The sequence below is a fragment of the Pseudomonas sp. R4-35-07 genome (assembly GCF_003852235.1).
Classification (GTDB): Bacteria; Pseudomonadota; Gammaproteobacteria; order Pseudomonadales; family Pseudomonadaceae; genus Aquipseudomonas.
The window spans coordinates 336947-354548 of sequence record NZ_CP027732.1; the positions used below are offsets into that span (position 1 = coordinate 336947).

At 60.9% G+C, this 17602-nt stretch carries 14 protein-coding genes; 4 read left to right on the forward strand and 10 right to left on the reverse strand.

All coding sequences use genetic code 11. The features are described from left to right. Window positions 1–11: 11 nt before the first annotated feature. The 6 genes from C4J89_RS01435 to rfbB are packed head-to-tail and all read right to left on the reverse strand — an operon-like array spanning window position 12 to window position 6601. Window positions 12–1397 carry a sigma-54 dependent transcriptional regulator gene (locus tag C4J89_RS01435; RefSeq protein WP_124402742.1) on the reverse strand — a complete coding sequence of 462 codons (1386 nt, stop codon included), beginning with the start codon at window positions 1395–1397 and terminating at the stop codon, window positions 12–14. Beyond that, window positions 1394–3202, reverse strand: a complete 1809-nt coding sequence (locus C4J89_RS01440) for an ATP-binding protein (protein ID WP_124365448.1) — start codon at window positions 3200–3202, stop codon at window positions 1394–1396. Before C4J89_RS01440 ends, C4J89_RS01435 begins: the two co-directional genes overlap by 4 nt. Window positions 3203–3238: 36 nt before the next feature. Continuing rightward, on the reverse strand, window positions 3239–4108 hold the full coding sequence (gene rfbD / locus C4J89_RS01445) for a dTDP-4-dehydrorhamnose reductase (RefSeq protein ID WP_124413553.1): 870 nt from the start codon (window positions 4106–4108) through the stop codon (window positions 3239–3241). Next, window positions 4105–4650: a dTDP-4-dehydrorhamnose 3,5-epimerase gene (gene rfbC / locus C4J89_RS01450; protein ID WP_124360818.1), complete on the reverse strand. Its 546-nt coding sequence runs from the start codon at window positions 4648–4650 to the stop codon at window positions 4105–4107. The genes rfbD and rfbC overlap by 4 nt, the downstream gene beginning before the upstream one ends. Beyond that, window positions 4647–5522, reverse strand: a complete 876-nt coding sequence (rfbA, locus tag C4J89_RS01455) for a glucose-1-phosphate thymidylyltransferase RfbA (protein ID WP_124360819.1) — start codon at window positions 5520–5522, stop codon at window positions 4647–4649. Before rfbA ends, rfbC begins: the two co-directional genes overlap by 4 nt. Beyond that, window positions 5519–6601, reverse strand: a complete 1083-nt coding sequence (gene rfbB / locus C4J89_RS01460; RefSeq protein ID WP_124413554.1) for a dTDP-glucose 4,6-dehydratase — start codon at window positions 6599–6601, stop codon at window positions 5519–5521. The genes rfbA and rfbB overlap by 4 nt, the downstream gene beginning before the upstream one ends. Before the next feature lie 185 nt (window positions 6602–6786). Between rfbB and C4J89_RS01465 the strand changes: the two genes are divergently transcribed. The 4 genes from C4J89_RS01465 to C4J89_RS01480 all read left to right on the forward strand — a co-directional run bounded on the left by C4J89_RS01465 (window position 6787) and on the right by C4J89_RS01480 (window position 12992). Beyond that, window positions 6787–9693, forward strand: a complete 2907-nt coding sequence (locus tag C4J89_RS01465; RefSeq protein ID WP_124413555.1) for an aminotransferase — start codon at window positions 6787–6789, stop codon at window positions 9691–9693. Between the two features lie 121 nt (window positions 9694–9814). Next, window positions 9815–10921, forward strand: a complete 1107-nt coding sequence (gene aguA / locus C4J89_RS01470) for an agmatine deiminase (protein ID WP_124413556.1) — start codon at window positions 9815–9817, stop codon at window positions 10919–10921. A gap of 237 nt (window positions 10922–11158) precedes the next feature. Next, entirely contained in the window at window positions 11159–11374 is a 216-nt protein-coding gene (locus C4J89_RS01475; RefSeq protein WP_124360823.1) for a hypothetical protein, read from the forward strand. Window positions 11375–11675: 301 nt separating this feature from the next. Then, window positions 11676–12992 (forward strand): OprD family porin, encoded by a 1317-nt coding sequence (locus tag C4J89_RS01480; protein WP_124360824.1) that lies wholly within the window; start codon window positions 11676–11678, stop codon window positions 12990–12992. A gap of 106 nt (window positions 12993–13098) precedes the next feature. Here the strand turns inward: C4J89_RS01480 and C4J89_RS01485 are convergent, their stop codons facing one another. The 4 genes from C4J89_RS01485 to C4J89_RS01500 all read right to left on the reverse strand — a co-directional run bounded on the left by C4J89_RS01485 (window position 13099) and on the right by C4J89_RS01500 (window position 17559). Further along, on the reverse strand, window positions 13099–14676 hold the full coding sequence (locus C4J89_RS01485) for a M48 family metallopeptidase (protein ID WP_124413557.1): 1578 nt from the start codon (window positions 14674–14676) through the stop codon (window positions 13099–13101). Between the two features lie 13 nt (window positions 14677–14689). Further along, window positions 14690–15055: a hypothetical protein gene (locus tag C4J89_RS01490; RefSeq protein ID WP_124369238.1), complete on the reverse strand. Its 366-nt coding sequence runs from the start codon at window positions 15053–15055 to the stop codon at window positions 14690–14692. A 37-nt stretch (window positions 15056–15092) separates the two neighbouring features. Next, complete coding sequence (locus tag C4J89_RS01495) at window positions 15093–16436, reverse strand: CHASE2 domain-containing protein (protein ID WP_124413558.1); 1344 nt, start codon at window positions 16434–16436, stop codon at window positions 15093–15095. 124 nt (window positions 16437–16560) lie between these two features. Next, on the reverse strand, window positions 16561–17559 hold the full coding sequence (locus C4J89_RS01500; RefSeq protein ID WP_124413559.1) for an NADP-dependent oxidoreductase: 999 nt from the start codon (window positions 17557–17559) through the stop codon (window positions 16561–16563). Between the last annotated feature and the right edge of the window lie 43 nt (window positions 17560–17602).

Below are 17602 nucleotides of genomic sequence, written 5' to 3' on the forward strand. Positions count from 1 at the left end.
GGTGGGCAGGGTCATTCGTCGTCTGCGCTGTGGCTGGCGCTGTCGGCGAAGTTCAGGCCATGCTTGCGCAGTTTGTCGTGCAGGGTTTTGCGGGGCACGCCGAGGGCTTCGGCGAGGCTGCGCATGGAGCTGTGGGGGCGGGTCAGTTCGGCAGCGATCAGGCTTTTTTCGAATTGTTCGACCTGCTCGCTCAAGCCGCCGGGCGTGGAGGTCAGTGTGCTGGCGGAGGGATTGTCCAGCGTACTGTCCAAGGCCAGTTCCAGGCCCAGGGCAAAGCGTTCGGCGGCGTTTTGCAGCTCGCGCACGTTACCCGGCCAACTGTGGCGCAACAGCAGCGCGCGCTGGCCCGGTTGCAGCTCATGCAAGGGCAGGCCGTGGCGACTGCTGGCTTCGTCGGCGAAGTGCTGGAACAGCATCAGCGCATCCTCACCACGCTCGCGCAGTGGCGGAATACGCAGTGGCGCGACATTCAGGCGGTAATACAAGTCGGCCCGGAAGCGGCCTTGGTCGGCCGCCTGGCGCAGGTCTTCCTTGGTGGCGGCGATAATGCGGATATCCAATGCAATCAACTGATTGCCGCCCAGGCGCTCCACAACGCGCTCCTGCAGCAGGCGCAACAGCTTGACCTGTACATCCAGGCTCATGCTTTCGATTTCATCGAGGAACAGCGTGCCGCCATTGGCGAATTCGAACTTGCCGATGCGGCGCTTCTGCGCGCCGGTAAACGCGCCCGGTTCATGGCCGAACAGCTCGCTTTCCACCACCGATTCGGCCAGGGCCCCGGCGTTGATCGCCACGAACGGACCGCTGCGGCGGCTCGACAGATCGTGCAAGGCGCGGGCGACCACTTCCTTGCCGGCGCCGGTTTCGCCGAGGATCAGCACATCAGCCTTGGTCGCTGCCAGTGCGCCGATTTGCTCGCGCAGGCGCAGCATCTGCGGCGAATGCCCCACCAGGCGCGTGCTTAGTTGCTGCCGGTCACTGAGGGCCAGGCGCAGGCTGCGGTTGTCCAGCACCAGTCGGCGCAGGGCCAGGGCGCGGCGCACGCTGTCGAGCAAGGCGTCGCTGGCGAAGGGCTTTTCGAGGAAGTCATAGGCGCCGGCACGCATGGCCTGCACCGCCAGCGGCACGTCACCGTGGCCAGTGATCAGCAGCACTGGCAGGTCAGGGTCCTGGCCGTGCAGCTCGGCGAGCAGCTCCAGGCCGTCCATGCCGGGCATGCGGATATCGCTGACCACGACGCCCGACCAGTCCCGCGACAAGCGCGCGGTGAGGCCGCTGGCTTCGCCCAGGGGCAGCACTTTCAGCCCGGCCAGGTCCAGGGTCTGGCACAGCGCCTGACGCAAATGGGGATCGTCATCGATCAGCACCACCTGAATCTGGTTATCGATACTCATACACTGCGGTCCTCGGACGGTTGCAGACTGACGCCCGGCGAGCCGGCACGCAATTTCAAGGTTAACAGCGCGCCGCCTTCCTTGTGGTTGGCGAACAGCAGTTCGCCGCCGAAGGCGCGCATCAGGGTGTCACAGATCGCCAGGCCCAGGCCCAGGCCCTGGGTGCGCGTCTTGGTGGTGTAGAACGGCTCGCTGGCGCGGCCCAATGCCTCCATGCAAAAGCCCGGGCCATTGTCGCGAATGTACAGGTTGACGCCCTGGTCAGTGGTTTGGGCACTCAGCCACAGTTTGCGTGGCGGACCTTTTTCGGTAAGGGCGTCCAGGGCATTGGCCAGCAGGTTGCCCAGCACCTGGCGCAGACGGGTTTCACCGGCTTGTACCCATAAGGTCGCCTCGGGTAAGTCGCGGATCAATTCCACTTCCATCGAGCGCCGCCGTTTGGCCAGCAAAGCCAGGGCATCATCCAGCGCGGGTTGCAGCGCCACGCTTTCCGGCGCGTGGCGGTCACGGCGGGCGAACGCGCGCAAGTGGGCGATGATCGAGGCCATGCGCCCGGTCAGTTCGCTGATCAGCTTGAGGTTGCCGCGCGCATCGGCGGTGCGTTCATGGTCGAGCAGGATTTCAGCGTTTTCCGCGTAGCTGCGAATCGCTGCCAGGGGTTGGTTCAGTTCATGGCTGATACTGGCCGACATGGTGCCCAGCGCCGAGAGTTTACCGGCCTGCACCAGGTCATCCTGGGCACGCACCAGTTCCTGCTGGGCGTGTTCGCGCTCAAGCACTTCCTGTTTCAGGCGCCGGTTCAAGCCCTCCAGGTCGCTGGTGCGCTCGGCCACGCGCATTTCCAGCTCGCGGCGGGCCTTGGCTTCGAAGGCGATGCGCTCCAGGTAATGCCGGCGGCGCTGCATCATCAAACCGAGCAGCAGCATCAGCACCAGCAAGGTCGCGCCGCCTACGGCCACCACGGTACGCACCGGGCGGTTGATCAAGGATTGGGGGGCGAGGATTTCCACATTCCAGCCGGTCTCGGCGATGGCGGTGGATTGGCGCAGCCAGGCGCTGCTGCTGAGGTTCAGCGGCTGAGGATCACGGGTGGGATAAGGCTGAATGGCAATAATGGCCTGGCGCTCTGCGGCGGTCAGCGGCCGGGTGGCGCGGAACCGCCATTGCGGGCGCGAGGTGAGGATTACCACGCCGTTGTGGTCGGTCACCAGGAGTTGTTCCGGGGTGTTGCCCCACAAGCTCTCGGTGTGGTCCAGGTCTACCTTGACCACCAGCACGCCGATGATGTTCTCACCATCGCGTACGGCGGCGGCGAAGAAGTAGCCGCGCTTGGCCGAGGTGGTGCCTAGCCCGAAAAAGCGCCCCAGGCGCCCGGCCATGGCTTCGCTGAAATAGGGGCGAAAGGAAAAGTTGCGCCCGACGAAGCTGTCTTGTTTGTCCCAGTTGGACGCGGCGAGGGTCTTGCCGGTGGTGTCCATCAGGTACATCACCTCCACCCCGGCCTGGGCGGCCACGTCCTTGAGCAGCGAGTTGGCGTTGACCAAGTTGGTGCTGACGTGGGGCGCATCCAGTGCGGTGCGCAGGGCCGGCAGGTCACCGAGGATCTGCGGCAGCACTTCATAGCGGTGCAGGGTGCCCAACAGGTTGGCGACGTACAGGTCGAGGGTCTGGCGGTTCTGCCCGGCCAGCTCGCTGCGGTAGTAGCGCTCGGCCAAGTGCTCCAACGGCCAGAGCAGCGGCGCCAGGCACAGCGCCAACAGGGCGAGGCTGCGCCAGCGGGGTCTTCGCGGAAGGGGTGGGGTCATGGGAATCGTGCGCCTGTGGGTACAGGCGCATTATGCCTAGTGCTGCTCGGCAAGACACTCGTGCAATGCGTCTCGCCACTGCGGCTGGCTGACCTGCCACTGCTGTTGCAGACGGCTGCAATCCAGGCGCGAGTTCAGCGGGCGTTTAGCGGGTGTTGGATAGGCGCTGGACGGGATCGCTTCCAGTTCGGCGCAGGCTTTGCCCGCAGCGCGAAGGGCTTGGCCAATGGCCTCGGCAAAGCCGAACCACGACGTTTCGCCTTGGGCCGTGAGGTGGTAAACCCCCCAATCCCCGGCGTTACCGGCTTGCCAGCGCTCAATCAACGCACGCGTACTGTTGGCGATGGTCCCGGCCCAGGTTGGCGCGCCGATCTGGTCGGCGACGATGCGCATCTGCGGCTTCTCCTGCAGCAAGCGCTGCATGGTCAGCAGGAAGTTCTTGCCGTGGCTCGAATACACCCAGCTGGTGCGCAGAATCAGGTACTCGCCGCCCACGGCTGCAATCGCCTGCTCGCCTGCCAGTTTGCTCTGGCCGTAGACGCCCAGTGGGTTGGGCGAATCGCTTTCGGTGTACGGGGCCGGTTTGCTGCCGTCGAACACGTAGTCGGTCGAGTAGTGAATCAGCGGAATGCCTAGGGCCTTGGCTTCTTCGGCGAGGATGCCGGGGGCGATGGCGTTGATGGCGAAGGCTGCTTCCGGCTCGCTTTCGGCCTGATCGACCGCGGTGTGGGCGGCGGCGTTGATGATCAGGCTTGGGCGGTGGGCGCGCACTTGTTGGCGAATCTGCTCGGCGTGGGCCAGGTCAAGCTGGTCGCGGCCGAGGACGATGAGCTCACCGAGGCCTTGGAGCCGCTGTTGCAGCTCCTGGGAGACTTGGCCGTGTTGGCCGGTGATCAGTATTTTCATGGGAACAAGTCGGCTTCCATCAGAAGTTTACCGACCTGGTCCTTGGCAGACAGTCGCGGCGGCTCGGACAGCGCCCAGTCGATAGCCAGCGTCGGGTCATTCCAGAGAATGCTGCGTTCGGCGCTCGGTTGATAGTAGTCGGTGGTTTTGTATAGAAACTCGGCATAGTCACTCAGCACCACAAACCCATGGGCGAAACCCTCCGGCACCCACAGTTGGCGATGATTCTGCGCGGATAAACGTACGCTCACCCATTGGCCGAAGTTCGGTGAGCTGCGGCGGATGTCGACGGCAACATCCAGCACTTCACCGTAAGTGACACGTACCAGTTTGCCCTGAGTGTGTTCAAGCTGATAGTGCAGCCCGCGCAGCACGCCTTTTTGCGAGCGTGAATGGTTGTCCTGCACGAAGTCACGTTTGAGCCCGGTGGCGGCTTCAAAAGCGCGAGCGTTGAAGCTTTCGTAGAAAAAACCGCGCTCATCACCGAATACTTTTGGCTCGAGAATCAGCACGCCAGGTAACGAGGTTTCAACGACATTCACTTGGTTTCTCCGGCCAGCGAGTAGAGGTATTGACCGTAACCGGTTTTGCCGAAGTACTTGGCACGTTCCAGCAGATAGTCACGATCAATCCAGCCGTTCTCGTAGGCGATTTCTTCCAGGCAGGCTACTTTCAGGCCCTGGCGGTGCTCGATGGTCTGCACGTAGGTCGAGGCTTCCAGCAGGCTGTCGTGAGTGCCGGTATCAAGCCAGGCGAAACCACGACCGAAACGCTCAACGTGCAGATCGCCGCGCTTGAGGTAGGCGTTGTTGACGTCGGTGATCTCCAGCTCGCCGCGTGGCGAAGGCTGGACGGCCTTGGCGATGTTGATCACGTCGTTGTCGTAGAAATACAGGCCGGTGACGGCATATGGCGACTTGGGCTTGGCAGGTTTTTCTTCGATGGACAGGGCGCGGCCTTCCTTGTCGAAGTCGATTACGCCGAAACGCTCTGGGTCTTTGACCCAATAACCAAATACTGTGGCGCCGCTGGTGCGTTCTGCCGCAGTGCGTAGTTGGTCGCCAAAATGCTGGCCGTGGAAAATGTTATCTCCCAGGATTAGGCAGACAGGGTCATTACCGATGAAGTCTTCACCAATCAGAAATGCCTGGGCCAGGCCATCCGGTGTGGGTTGCTCGGCATAGCTGAAGTGCACGCCAAACTGGCTGCCATCACCCAACAGGTTGCGATACTGCGGCAAGTCTACCGGGGTGGATATGACCAGGATGTCCTTGATGCCCGCCAGCATCAGCACAGAGATCGGATAATAAATCATCGGTTTGTCGTACACCGGCAACAGCTGTTTCGACACGCCCAGCGTAATGGGATGCAAACGGGTGCCGGAGCCGCCGGCCAATACGATGCCTTTCATCATGCGATCAAATCCTTCAAGTCGGTGTTGCCCAATCGTTGGCCTTGATAACTACCGTCCTGGACCCTGCGGCACCATTCCAGATTGTCGAGGTACCACTGCACGGTTTTGCGTAGACCCGTTTCAAAAGTCTCTTCAGGCGTCCAGCCCAGTTCACGTTCGATCTTGCTCGCATCGATCGCATAACGTTGGTCGTGACCGGGGCGGTCTTTGACGAAGGTAATCAGATCGCTGAACTTCTCCACCTCGGCCGGGCGTTGTGGCGCCAGCTCTTCAAGCAGGTTGCAGATGCTGCGTACCACGTCGATGTTCTTTTGCTCGTTGTGCCCACCGATGTTGTAGGTCTCGCCAACCACGCCTTTGGTCACGACTGTCAGTAGCGCCCGTGCATGGTCTTCGACATACAGCCAGTCGCGTACCTGCAGCCCATCGCCATATACCGGCAGCGGCTTGCCCGCGAGGGCGTTGAGAATCACCAGCGGGATCAACTTCTCGGGGAAATGGAACGGCCCGTAATTGTTGGAGCAGTTGGTCAACAGTACCGGCAGGCCATATGTACGCTGCCACGCGCGTACAAGGTGGTCGGACGCCGCCTTGCTGGCTGAATAAGGCGAGCTGGGGGCGTAAGGCGTGACCTCGGTAAACAGGTCGTCCACGCCGTGCAGGTCGCCATACACTTCGTCAGTAGAAATGTGATGAAAACGAAACGCACGCCTGGCGGGCTCGTCGAGCTTCTGCCAATAAGCACGGGCGGCTTCCAGCAGGCTATAGGTGCCAACGATATTGGTCTGGATAAAGTCCGATGGGCCATCGATAGAGCGGTCTACATGGGACTCGGCCGCCAGGTGCATGATCGCCTGTGGCTCGAAGCGCGCCAGTACGGCGCTGACTGTCGCCTGGTCGACGATATCGGCGTGAACGAACTCATAGCGGCTACTGGACGCGACGCTGGTAAGCGACTCCAAGTTGCCGGCGTAGGTGAGTTTGTCCAGGTTGAGCACTTCGTGCTCGGTATGTTGAATCAAGTGCCGGATCAAGGCAGAGCCGATGAAGCCAGCGCCGCCGGTGATGAGAATACGCATATCGGAGGCCCTTTCCTTAGACGGACATTAAGCGAGTGAAGCATAGCTTGAGTTGTGTAGCAGGGGTGGCGCAAGCACGGTGTATGTTGGGGGTTGCCTAACCCTTTCATCAATGGCGATATAGGCCCTGTCAAAAATAGACACCTGTCAAAAACAGACACCTGACAAAACGCAGAGGTTGTCCCATGTTGCTCGCTACCTTGATTCACCGCGCCAGCTTAGCCTGCCCGCAAGCAGGGCCTACCCACGCGGCGAGGTTGCTTGAGCAGCATTATGGCCTCACGGGCAGATTAACTTCATTGGGTAGCCAGCAAGACCTCAATTACAAAGTTGAAAGCCCCCTGGGCCGCTTCGTTCTGAAAATCTGCCGGGGTGACTACGCCGCAATCGAGCTACTGGCCCAGCATGCAGCCCTCAACGAGCTGCAGGCCCACGTACAGGTGCGCGTGCCCAAGGTCATCAAGGCCCTCAATGGCGACGAACTGCTGAGCGTCACCGTCGATGGGCAAACCCTGCACCTGCGGCTACTGGACTACATCGACGGCCAGCCGCTGACCGATTTGCCTCACCTGGGTCGCGATGTGATCGCAGGGTTCGGCGACCTGTGCGGGCGAATGAGCCTGGCACTGTCAACGTTCACCCATCCCGGCCTGGATCGCACTCTGCAATGGGACCCACGCCACGCGCAGGAGCTGATTACCCATCTGCTGGCGACCTTGCCCGAGCTTCCCCATCGCACTGCACTGGAGCAAGTCGCCGGGCGGATCGAAGCGCATATCCGCCCTCTGGCTGCACACCTGCCCTGGCAGGCCGTGCACATGGACATCACCGATGACAATGTGGTTTGGCAGCGCGATGCGCAGCGGCATTGGCAGGTCCAGGGTGTGATTGATTTCGGCGACCTGGTACACACCTGGCGCATCGCTGACCTGTCGGTGACGTGCGCTGCGCTGCTGCATCACGCTGAGGGCGACCCGTTTGCCATCCTGCCGGCGATCCAGGCCTGTCACGCGATCACGCCGTTGCAGCATGAAGAGTTGCGCGCGCTGTGGCCGTTGATCGTCGCCCGCGCGGCGGTGTTGGTGTTGAGCAGTGAGCAGCAGCGACGTCTGGACCCTGATAACGCCTACCTATTGAAGAATGCCGAGCACGAGTGGGAAATTTTCCATGTCGCCACGTCGGTGCCGTTCGAACTGATGGAAGCGGCGATCCTGAGTAGCGTCGGCGAGGCGTTGCCTGCCTTGGCCAGCCAGGACTTTGCCCCCTTGCTGCCGGGGCTGGTCGGTCGGGAGTTCGCGCTGATCGACCTGGGCGTGCTCAGCCCGCATTTCGAGGCGGGCAATTGGGAGACGCCGGGCATGGATCGGCGGCTGCTGAATGAAGCCGCAGCGGTGCATGGGCTGGCAGCCAGCCGTTATGGGCAATATCGCTTGTCGCGCACCCGCCCGGACAGTGCTGTGGAACCGGACACCTTCGCCCTTCATGTCGAATTAAGCCTGCCCCATGGCACAGTGCTTGAGGCACCTTTCGCCGGGACACTGCGCGAGGGCGCCGACGGTTTGCTGTGTGTGTACGAAGAGCGCCTGAATCTGCGCGTATGGGGCGTGACAACGCGGCTCAAAGCCGGTGCGCAGGTGGTGAAGGGGCAAATACTCGGTGAAGTCCACGGGCCGTTGATCGTGCAGCTGTGTCGTGCCGATCTTGCGCCCCCGCTCTTCTGTGCGCCTTCCCGGGCGTCGGCGTGGCAGGCGCTGTGCCCGTCACCGGCGGCGCTGCTCGGGCTTGCCTGTGATGCCGAACCGGAGCTGGACCCCGAAGCCCTGCTGGCCCGGCGCGACGCCAGCTTCGCCCGTTCGCAGAAGCACTATTACGTCGACCCGCCCCGTATCGAGCGGGGCTGGCGCAATCACTTGATCGACATGCAGGGCCGCTCCTACCTGGACATGCTCAACAACGTGGCGGTGCTGGGCCACGGCCACCCGCGCATGGCAGCGGTGGCGGCGCGGCAATGGTCACTGCTCAACACTAATTCACGTTTTCACTACGCGGCGATCGCCGAGTTTTCCGAACGCCTCCTGGCGCTGGCACCGGCGGGCATGGACCGGGTGTTCCTGGTCAACAGCGGCACCGAGGCCAATGACCTGGCGATCCGCCTGGCCTGGGCCTACAGCGGCGGGCGCGACATGCTCAGCGTGCTGGAGGCCTATCACGGCTGGTCGGTGGCGGCGGACGCGGTGTCTACCTCGATTGCCGACAACCCCCAGGCGTTGAGCAGCCGCCCCGACTGGGTGCACCCGGTGACGGCGCCGAATACCTACCGGGGTGAGTTTCGCGGGCCAGACAGTGCGCCTGACTATGTACGAAGCGTGGAGCGTAACCTGGCGAAAATCGCCGCTGGCCAACGCCAACTGGCGGGTTTCATCTGCGAACCGGTGTATGGCAACGCCGGTGGCATTTCGTTGCCGCCCGGCTATTTGCAGCAGGTCTATGGGCTGGTCCGCGCCCAGGGCGGTGTATGCATTGCCGATGAGGTGCAGGTAGGTTATGGGCGCATGGGGCATTTTTTCTGGGGCTTTGAAGAGCAGGGCGTCGTGCCGGACATCATTACCATGGCCAAGGGGATGGGCAACGGGCAGCCGCTGGGCGCGGTGATCACCCGTCGAGAGATTGCCGAAGCCCTGGAGGCCGAGGGCTATTTCTTCTCGTCATCGGGCGGCAGCCCGGTGAGCTGCCGTATCGGCATGGCGGTGCTGGATGTGATGGAAGAGGAAAAGCTGTGGGAAAACGCCCAGGTAGTGGGCGGGTATTTCAAGACACGCCTGCAAGCGTTGATCGAGCATCACCCGTTAGTCGGTGCGGTACACGGTTCCGGCTTCTATCTGGGCCTCGAGCTGGTACGTGACCGACAAACCCTGGAACCCGCGACGCAAGAGACTGCGCTGTTATGCGACCGTCTGCGCGAACTGGGAATCTTCATGCAGCCGACCGGCGACTACCTGAACATCCTCAAGATCAAGCCGCCGATGGTCACGACCCGGCGCAGTGTGGATTTCTTCGTCGACATGCTATCGAAGGTGCTGGATGAGTTGTAGTAATTCGATTGTTATCGACTAAATTACCTGATCTAGCCTAATTATTATTCCTGCTCACTATTAAAGCAGATATTTATCCGTTATAAAGTCGGCTTTCACCCCATTCGGAGTCCTCATCGCCATGACCACCCTGCACAGCACACCTCGCGCCGATGGCTTCCATATGCCCGCCGAATGGGCGCCACAGACTCAAACCTGGATGATCTGGCCCGAGCGCCCGGACAACTGGCGGCTCGGCGGCAAACCGGCGCAAGCGGCCCACGTGGCGGTGGCCAAGGCCATCGCACGGTTCGAGCCGGTGACCGTTGCGGTTTCCGCCGGCCAGTATGAAAACGCTCGTAGCCGCCTGGATGTGCCGAATATCCGCGTGGTGGAAATGTCCAGCGACGACGCCTGGGTACGGGACACGGGGCCGACTTTCGTGATCAACGACAGCGGTGAAGTACGCGGGGTGAACTGGGATTTCAACGCCTGGGGCGGTTTCGATGGCGGCCTGTATGCGCCGTGGAACCGTGACGCACAGGTGGGCGGCAAGATTCTCGAGATCGAGCGCGCGTCGCGTTATCGCACCGAAGGTTTTGTGCTGGAGGGCGGTTCGATTCACGTCGACGGCGAAGGCACCCTGATCACCACCGAAGAATGCCTGTTGAACCGCAACCGCAACCCGCACTTGGATCGCGCCGCCATCGAAGCGGTGCTCAGCGCCAACCTGGCTGTGGATAAGGTCATCTGGTTGCCGGATGGCCTGTTCAACGACGAAACCGACGGCCATGTGGATAACTTCTGCTGCTATGTGCGCCCAGGTGAAGTGCTGCTGGCCTGGACCGATGACCCGCAAGACCCGAACTACCCGCGCTGCCATGCCGCCATGGACGTACTGCAAAGCAGCACCGACGCCCGCGGCCGCTCGTTCACGGTGCATAAGATGCCGATTCCGGGGCCGCTGTATGCCACCGAAGAAGAATGTGCCGGTGTCGATCCGGTAGACGGCAGCCAGGAACGTAATCCGAGCGTGCGGTTGGCCGGTTCCTACGTCAACTTTCTGATCGTCAACGGCGGCATCATCGCGCCGAGTTTCGATGACCCGCTGGACCATCAGGCCAAGCAGATCCTGCAGAACCTGTTTCCACAACACGAAGTGGTGATGGTGCCAGGCCGCGAACTGTTACTGGGGGGCGGCAATATTCACTGCCTGACCCAGCAGCAGCCAGCACCGCAGAGAAATTGAGTGCAGTTGTAACAGCGCCTTGAGGGCGAGCGAGCACTGCGCGAGCGCAGTGTTCCAAGCAAGCCCGCGACCCAGCACGGTCGCGGGCTTTTTTGTGCCTGAGTACCTGTGAATGCGGGAGATTGGCATAGCTCTTGTATCGGCAAACACACCACAGAGCGCCAAGGTGATGACCGCATGGTTCTGTCACAAACCTTGAGTAAGTTAGCCGCTCACGCAGCAGGAGAGAGCGCTGAAATGAATGCCGAAATCAACCCGATGTACACGCGCACGTTCCACCCGGTGCGGGTCGACGGCGACGCGATCCACGCGCTGGCGCTCTGGTTGAAGGAAAACGGCGCGCGCCAGGGCAGGCAACAGCCCGACTTGCGCAGCGTGATGAGTGAACGCTACCCAGCGGGCTTGTTCACGGAGGATGAGGTGCAGGTATTGTGCGCGCTGGAGCGTAACTGAAAGCGCCGACGAATCAATATGGGAGGGGGCAAGCGCTTTTTTGTAGGAGCGCTATAGGTCTGTGCTTAGAATTATTTAGCCTAAATACAAGCTGTTCACGAAATTGACACATAGTTCAACGCGCGCATAGGATTGCGTCCAACGCCTGTGGCTAACAGCCATGACTCATCCAATAAGAAAAGGCCCGCGGCAGTTCAGTCGTCCGCGGGCCTTGTTTTTTCTGGAGAAAGTCGACACCAGAAAGCGATACGGGGCCTGGTGTCATAGCGCGTACTCAACCAGTAATAAGGAATATAAGAAAATGTTGAAGCAACGGATGAGTCTGATCGCTCTGGGGATTTTGAGCGCATCGACAGCCATGGCGAACGACCAGGAGCAATCCAAGGGTTTCGTTGAAGACAGCCACCTGAACATCGCAGCACGCAACGCCTACATCAGCCGTGACTACAAAAACGGCAAGCAGGACAAGGCCGAGTGGGGCCAGGGTTTTATCGGCAAATTGGAATCCGGTTTCACCCAAGGCACCGTCGGTGTGGGTGTGGACGTGATTGGTCAGTACGCGATTCGCCTGGATGGTGGCCAAGGCCGCGCCGGCGCCGGCGGTATCGACTTCTTCAAGCAGGGCAACGGCACGGTTGATGCCAACGGCAAGCCGAACCCAGGCCCGGCCCCCCACGACCTGGCAAAGGGCGGCGCGGCCGTGAAATTCCGCGTTTCCAACACCGTGCTCAAGTACGGTGATCAGTTCCCGGCCGTGCCTGTGTTGCAGTACGACAACTCCCGCCTGTTGTCGGAAACCTACACCGGTACCTCGATTGTTTCCAAAGAGATCGCCGGTCTGCAACTGGACGCCGGTCACTTCACCAAAGAAGCCCGCAAGAGCATGGAAGGCACCGACAGCGGCCGCCTGAAAAGCATCAACTACATCGGTGGTAGCTACAAATTCACCGAAAGCCTGTCGGCAGCGTTGTATGCCTCCGACATGCAGGACGTACTGAAGAAGCAATACGTCAACGTCAACTATGTGCTGGCGCTGCCAGAGAAACAGTCGCTGACCTTTGACTTCAACGGCTACAAAACCAAGCTGGACCGCAGCTTCGCCCTGGAAAACCAGAAAGACGCCGACGCTCGCGACAACAAAATCTGGAGCCTCGGCGCTACCTGGGCCGTTGGCGCGCACAGCTTCACCATCGCGCACCAGCGCAGCACCGGTGACACCGGCTACCTGTACGGCGGCTACCGCAACGCTGGCGGCATCGGCGACGGCGGCAATACCATCCTGCTGGCCAACTCCTACTGGTCCGACTTCAACGGCAAGGACGAGCGCTCCTGGCAAGCGGGCTACGGCATCGACTTCACCACCTTCGGTGTACCGGGCCTGACCTACAACATTGCCTATGTACGCGGCACCAACATCGACGACGGCACTGGCCGTGGCGATGGCACCGAGCGCGAAATCTGGAACCAGTTCAAGTACGTGGTCCAGAGCGGCCCGGCCAAAGACCTGAGCCTGCGCGCTCGCGCCTCGTGGTTGCGCGTTTCCAACAATGCCAGCGAATACAACGTGGGCGGTAACGAAATCCGCCTGTTCGCCGACTACCCGATCAATGTTTTCTGATTGATCGCAGGTCGCGCCTGATGCCAGGCGAGAAAAACCCCGACTGGTTCGGGGTTTTTTTATTTCTGACGACGAGCATTTCCCGCTAGGCGGTGAGCATCGAACGTCAGGCCTTGATCGGAGCGAGCTTCTTGCAGTTTTCCTTGCGTGTCGGGTATTGCGCACACTTGCGCAGCACGGTTTGCACCTGCTGCACATTCTGCAGTTGCTGATTGGCCAACAGTTTTTCTGTGATGAACAGTTCCTCCGAGCCCAGATTGCGTTCGGCCTTGTCGATCATCTCCAGTGCCGATTGCCCGTCGCCCCGCTTGAGGTGGTAGCTGATCATCAAGTCATAGGTGGAAGGGCCGGCCAGGGACCAGTCCTTGATCGCTTGCAACTCTTTCACCGCCTCGCTGTTTTTACCCTGGGCCAGGCGCAGGGTGTAGGCAGTGCGCCGAATGCTCGGCTGGTCCTTGACGGGCGAGGCCAGGGCCTTGCGAACAAACCTTTCGGCATCCGGTACCTTGTTTTTCTCCAGGGCATCGATTGCGAAGTACGCGTCTTTGTAGCCCTGCAAGGCCTCCGCCACTTTGGGCGTAGCCTTCATCTTCGACCAGCTTTGCGGGTTGACCCGGGCGCGGCGTTCCTGGCGATATTCGCGCTGCAAATATTGGCGCAGCTCGGTGTCGCGGTCCGTGGCCGACATATGCGAGCGGTTGAAGTACTGCGTGGTTGCGGTGATGCCGGTGGTCAAGCCGTCCTTGACCAGTACGTCGAGCTCCTTGGTGAACTGGTTGAGATTGAACTGTTGCAGCGAATCCTGCATGGCATTCTTACGTGCCGTGAGGAACCCAGTGAGCAAGGGTTTCTGTTTGCCCTGGAAGTCGTTGAGACGCTCCAGACTATGGGTGGCGGCGCGCGGCGCGTAACCGGCGCGGATCATCAAGTCGGTGCCAAGCAGGTCGGCCTGGTCTTCCTGGCTACGGCCCCAGGCGGTGCTCCACACTTGGTCGGAAAACGTATTGGCCAGCGCGGTGTACAGCACCGTGTTGCCGATGGTCTTCTGGGTACCGGCCGGGTCTTTGCTGAACAGCTTCATGGTACCGGCGCTACGGTCGACGCCAGTATCGGCTGCCATGGTAGCCAAGGCGACCGTGGAGGCGACGGTGGTAAACATGTCTTTCTGCTGCTGGAAGGCCGCCATGCGGTCATGGTGATGCAGCAGCACATGGCTCATTTCGTGGCCAAGCATCGCCGCGATTTCGTCTTCGCTGGCAACGTTGTCCAGCATGCCCAGCGGTACGAACAGGTTGCCGTAAGGGTCTGCCGACGGTCCGAACCCATAACTGTCGGTGATCTTCACCTGTAGCGGCGGAACTTCGCCCGGCCAGCCCTTGGACAAGCGCGTGACAATGCCCTGCAAGTAGCCTTGCAGCATCGGGATATCCACCAGGTTCTGCTGGCGCGCTTCGGCAGCCGGCACCGCCCGCCCGTCGTAGCTCAGGCGCTGTTGGCTCTGGCGTTGGGGGTCTAGCTTGTAGTACTGGCGCACGTCGATGTTGTCCACGTAGTGGCCTTGGACCCGCGATTGGGTCGACGGCCCTACCAGGTTCAGGAACGCCTGGTCCGCGCCCTTCAAGGTGGCGCAACCACTGAGCACCGAACTGGCCAATAGGCTGGCTGCTACTAGATATTCCCTCACCGCAACGCTCCCTTTATTGATTGCAACCGGCACCAAAACCTATGGTGGAATTATTGCGGGCGTCCCTGGCCTGGCTTTTCGTCAGGCCGAGACAGGGCAGGTCGACCACGTTCAGCGGCGGTTCGATACGCAGGTCCATGGTGTCCAACCAGACCTTCTGGCCTGCCAGTTCTACCTGCACCAGGTCCAGCGCCTGGTTGTACTGCAGCACCGGCATGGGTTGGGTAGGCGCATCTTTTTTCGCCAACTCGCGCTGTGGCTTGCCCTGCTCGTCGAGCACCGTCACCGGGTCGGCGAGGAACGCCTGGATACTGTGGGTTTCCGCCCAGGCGCCCTGGGTAAAGACGGCTGCGAGCAAGACGATGAGGCTTCTGTTCATCCTTGAGTTCCTTGAGACAAATGGCAAAGCGGCACGCTCAACGATCGCGGTCGAAGAAGGCTTCGATCCGCTCGCTGAACAACACCAACGACAGCAATACAATGCCCAGCACGTTGACCGGGGTGATGTCATTGAGGCTCAGCAGCACACTGACCACCCCGAGCATTGACATCACCAACAGCCACGACGGGCACGGCGAGGTGAAAAACCAGATTTCCTGGCGCCGCCAGCGGCTCCAGGTGCGATGGCCCGCCAGGCGTCGTGCGTGCAGCGCCTTGAGCACAGCGATCAATGCCAGCAGCCCGAGCTCCAGCAGGTCCAGCCAATTGAAAGGCAGGTGGGGGAAGTCGGCGGGTTCATGGTCATAATTCATACCTGCATTGATCAGGTTATCCAGGGCCATGGCGTGCAGGTAAACGCCGGGGAGCTGGCCGTGTACCGGCGACTCCACCAGGTCCCCGGTGGACGCAATATTGGCGCCGATCAGCACCAGGCGGTCGTGGAGTAATTCGGTGATCAAGGCTTGGTCGTCCGGGTCACTGACTTCCAGCTCACTGGCCGATAACGTCAGCGTATAAGGGCACTGCGCCTGGGCGGAGTCATCCAGTTTCCAGAATACGGCCTGGAAGAACTGCGCCACCCCGTCCAGCAAGAAATGCCGCGCCGCTGCGCAGTGGCGAATATCGGCAATACGCGCCTGGTCCGCTGCCAGCTTCAGCCCCCATTGCACCGCGATTGGCTGGCGCTGCGCAGCGGTTTGTACATCCACAGGCGGCGACGTGCAGTCTTGGGTGGCACAGAACGCCCGGTATAGCGCCAAGGCGGGAGTTTCCATCAGCCCGGCCTGTGTGTGCTTAGCCAGTGGGTACTTGTCGTCCACCCCTTCCCACGCTACCAGTGCTGGCCGGCTGACCTGCATAAAAGGCGCCAGCGTATTGGCCTGGCCTGCCTCCGCGCGCGTCAGCCCAGTATTGGCCAACCACAGCGGAATGCCCTGGCGTTGATAACGCTCAAACACATTTGCCAGCAATTGACTGCCCCGCGACGGGTCGCCGAGCGAGTGGTCGTGGCTGTAAAGCAAATCTACAAACACAGCCCGTGGCTTGTACGCCAGCAGACGCTTGAACAATTTGCTTTGGTCGCTGTACGGCATTGGCCATGGGCTGTCATTGCGCATCAGGTAGGCATCATCAATCAACACCACCGCCACCTGCTGCTGTCCGAGGCTTGGGTAGTGGCCGGCGAACATTCGATTGAGCCACTGCGCCGACGCCTTGTCGCTGGAACTGGCCAGGCCAAAAGGATCAAGAATCGCCAGCAACACGATGATGGCCGCCAGCCAATAGCGGCGGTATTTGAACAGCGGGGTGTTGGACAACATCCATGTCTCGATTAAATGCATAGCAAGGCGGGGTTTTTAACGGAGTAGAGAAGGGGTGTCAATCAAAGGGGTGGCTAAGTGCCATATTGTTCGTGCGCGCGGATCGCCTTTCGCAAAAAAAAACCTATCGGAGCGTGATGGTCACCTTGCCTTTTGCTCTGCCCTGCTCGACGTACCGCAACGCCTCTGCGGTCGATGTAAACGGGAAAGAGCGATCAATGACTGGTCTGATAACGCCAGCCTCGATCAGCGAGCTGATTTTTTGCAGCTGTTCCCCATCGGCATGCATGAACAAAAACCCATAGCTCACCCTCTGTTTGCGGGCTTTTCTGCGAATGCCACTGCTGAGCAGGCGCATGACCTGCCCCAGCACCCAGGGCAGACCTTGGGCTTGGGCAAATTGCGCAGTCGGCGGCCCCGACAGGGAAATTAGCTGTCCGCCAGGCTTGAGAACCTTGATCGATTTCCCCAGTACATCAGTGCCAAGGCTGTTCAACACCACATCGAAATCGCGCAACTCGTTGGCAAAGTCCTGCTGTTTGTAATCGATGACCACGTCCGCCCCAAGTGATTTCACCCATTCGACATTCGCCGTGCTGGTGGTGGTGGCAACGAAGGCGCCGAGGTGTTTGGCGAGCTGGATGGCAAGCGTGCCAACACCGCCGGAGCCGGCATGGATCAACACCTTCTGGCCTTTTTTCAGCTGGGCGGTTTCAACCAGCGCCTGCCAGGCCGTCAAGGCGGCCAAGGGGATGGACGCCGCCTGGGCCATGTCGAGATTCGACGGTTTCAGCGCCAGCGCGTCTTCGTGCACGGCGATCAGTTCAGCAAACGTCCCGATCCGCGCCTCGGGAGGCCGAGCATACACTTCGTCTCCCGGCTTGAATCGCGTCACCGCCGCACCCGTACGAACCACCACCCCGGCCAGGTCATTGCCCAATATCAATGGAAACCGATAGGGCAGGATCAGTTTGAACGCTCCCGTCCTGATCTTCGAATCCAACGGGTTCACGCTCGTTGCATGCACTTGGACCAGCACGTCATGCACACCGACCGCAGGGTCAGGCACTTCGCCAATCATTCCGTTCTGCTTGCCGTAGCGGTCGATGAAAAATGCTTTCATGGTGCAACTGCTCTTGTCGGTGGAGTGAGCGAGGCGCGGCCCC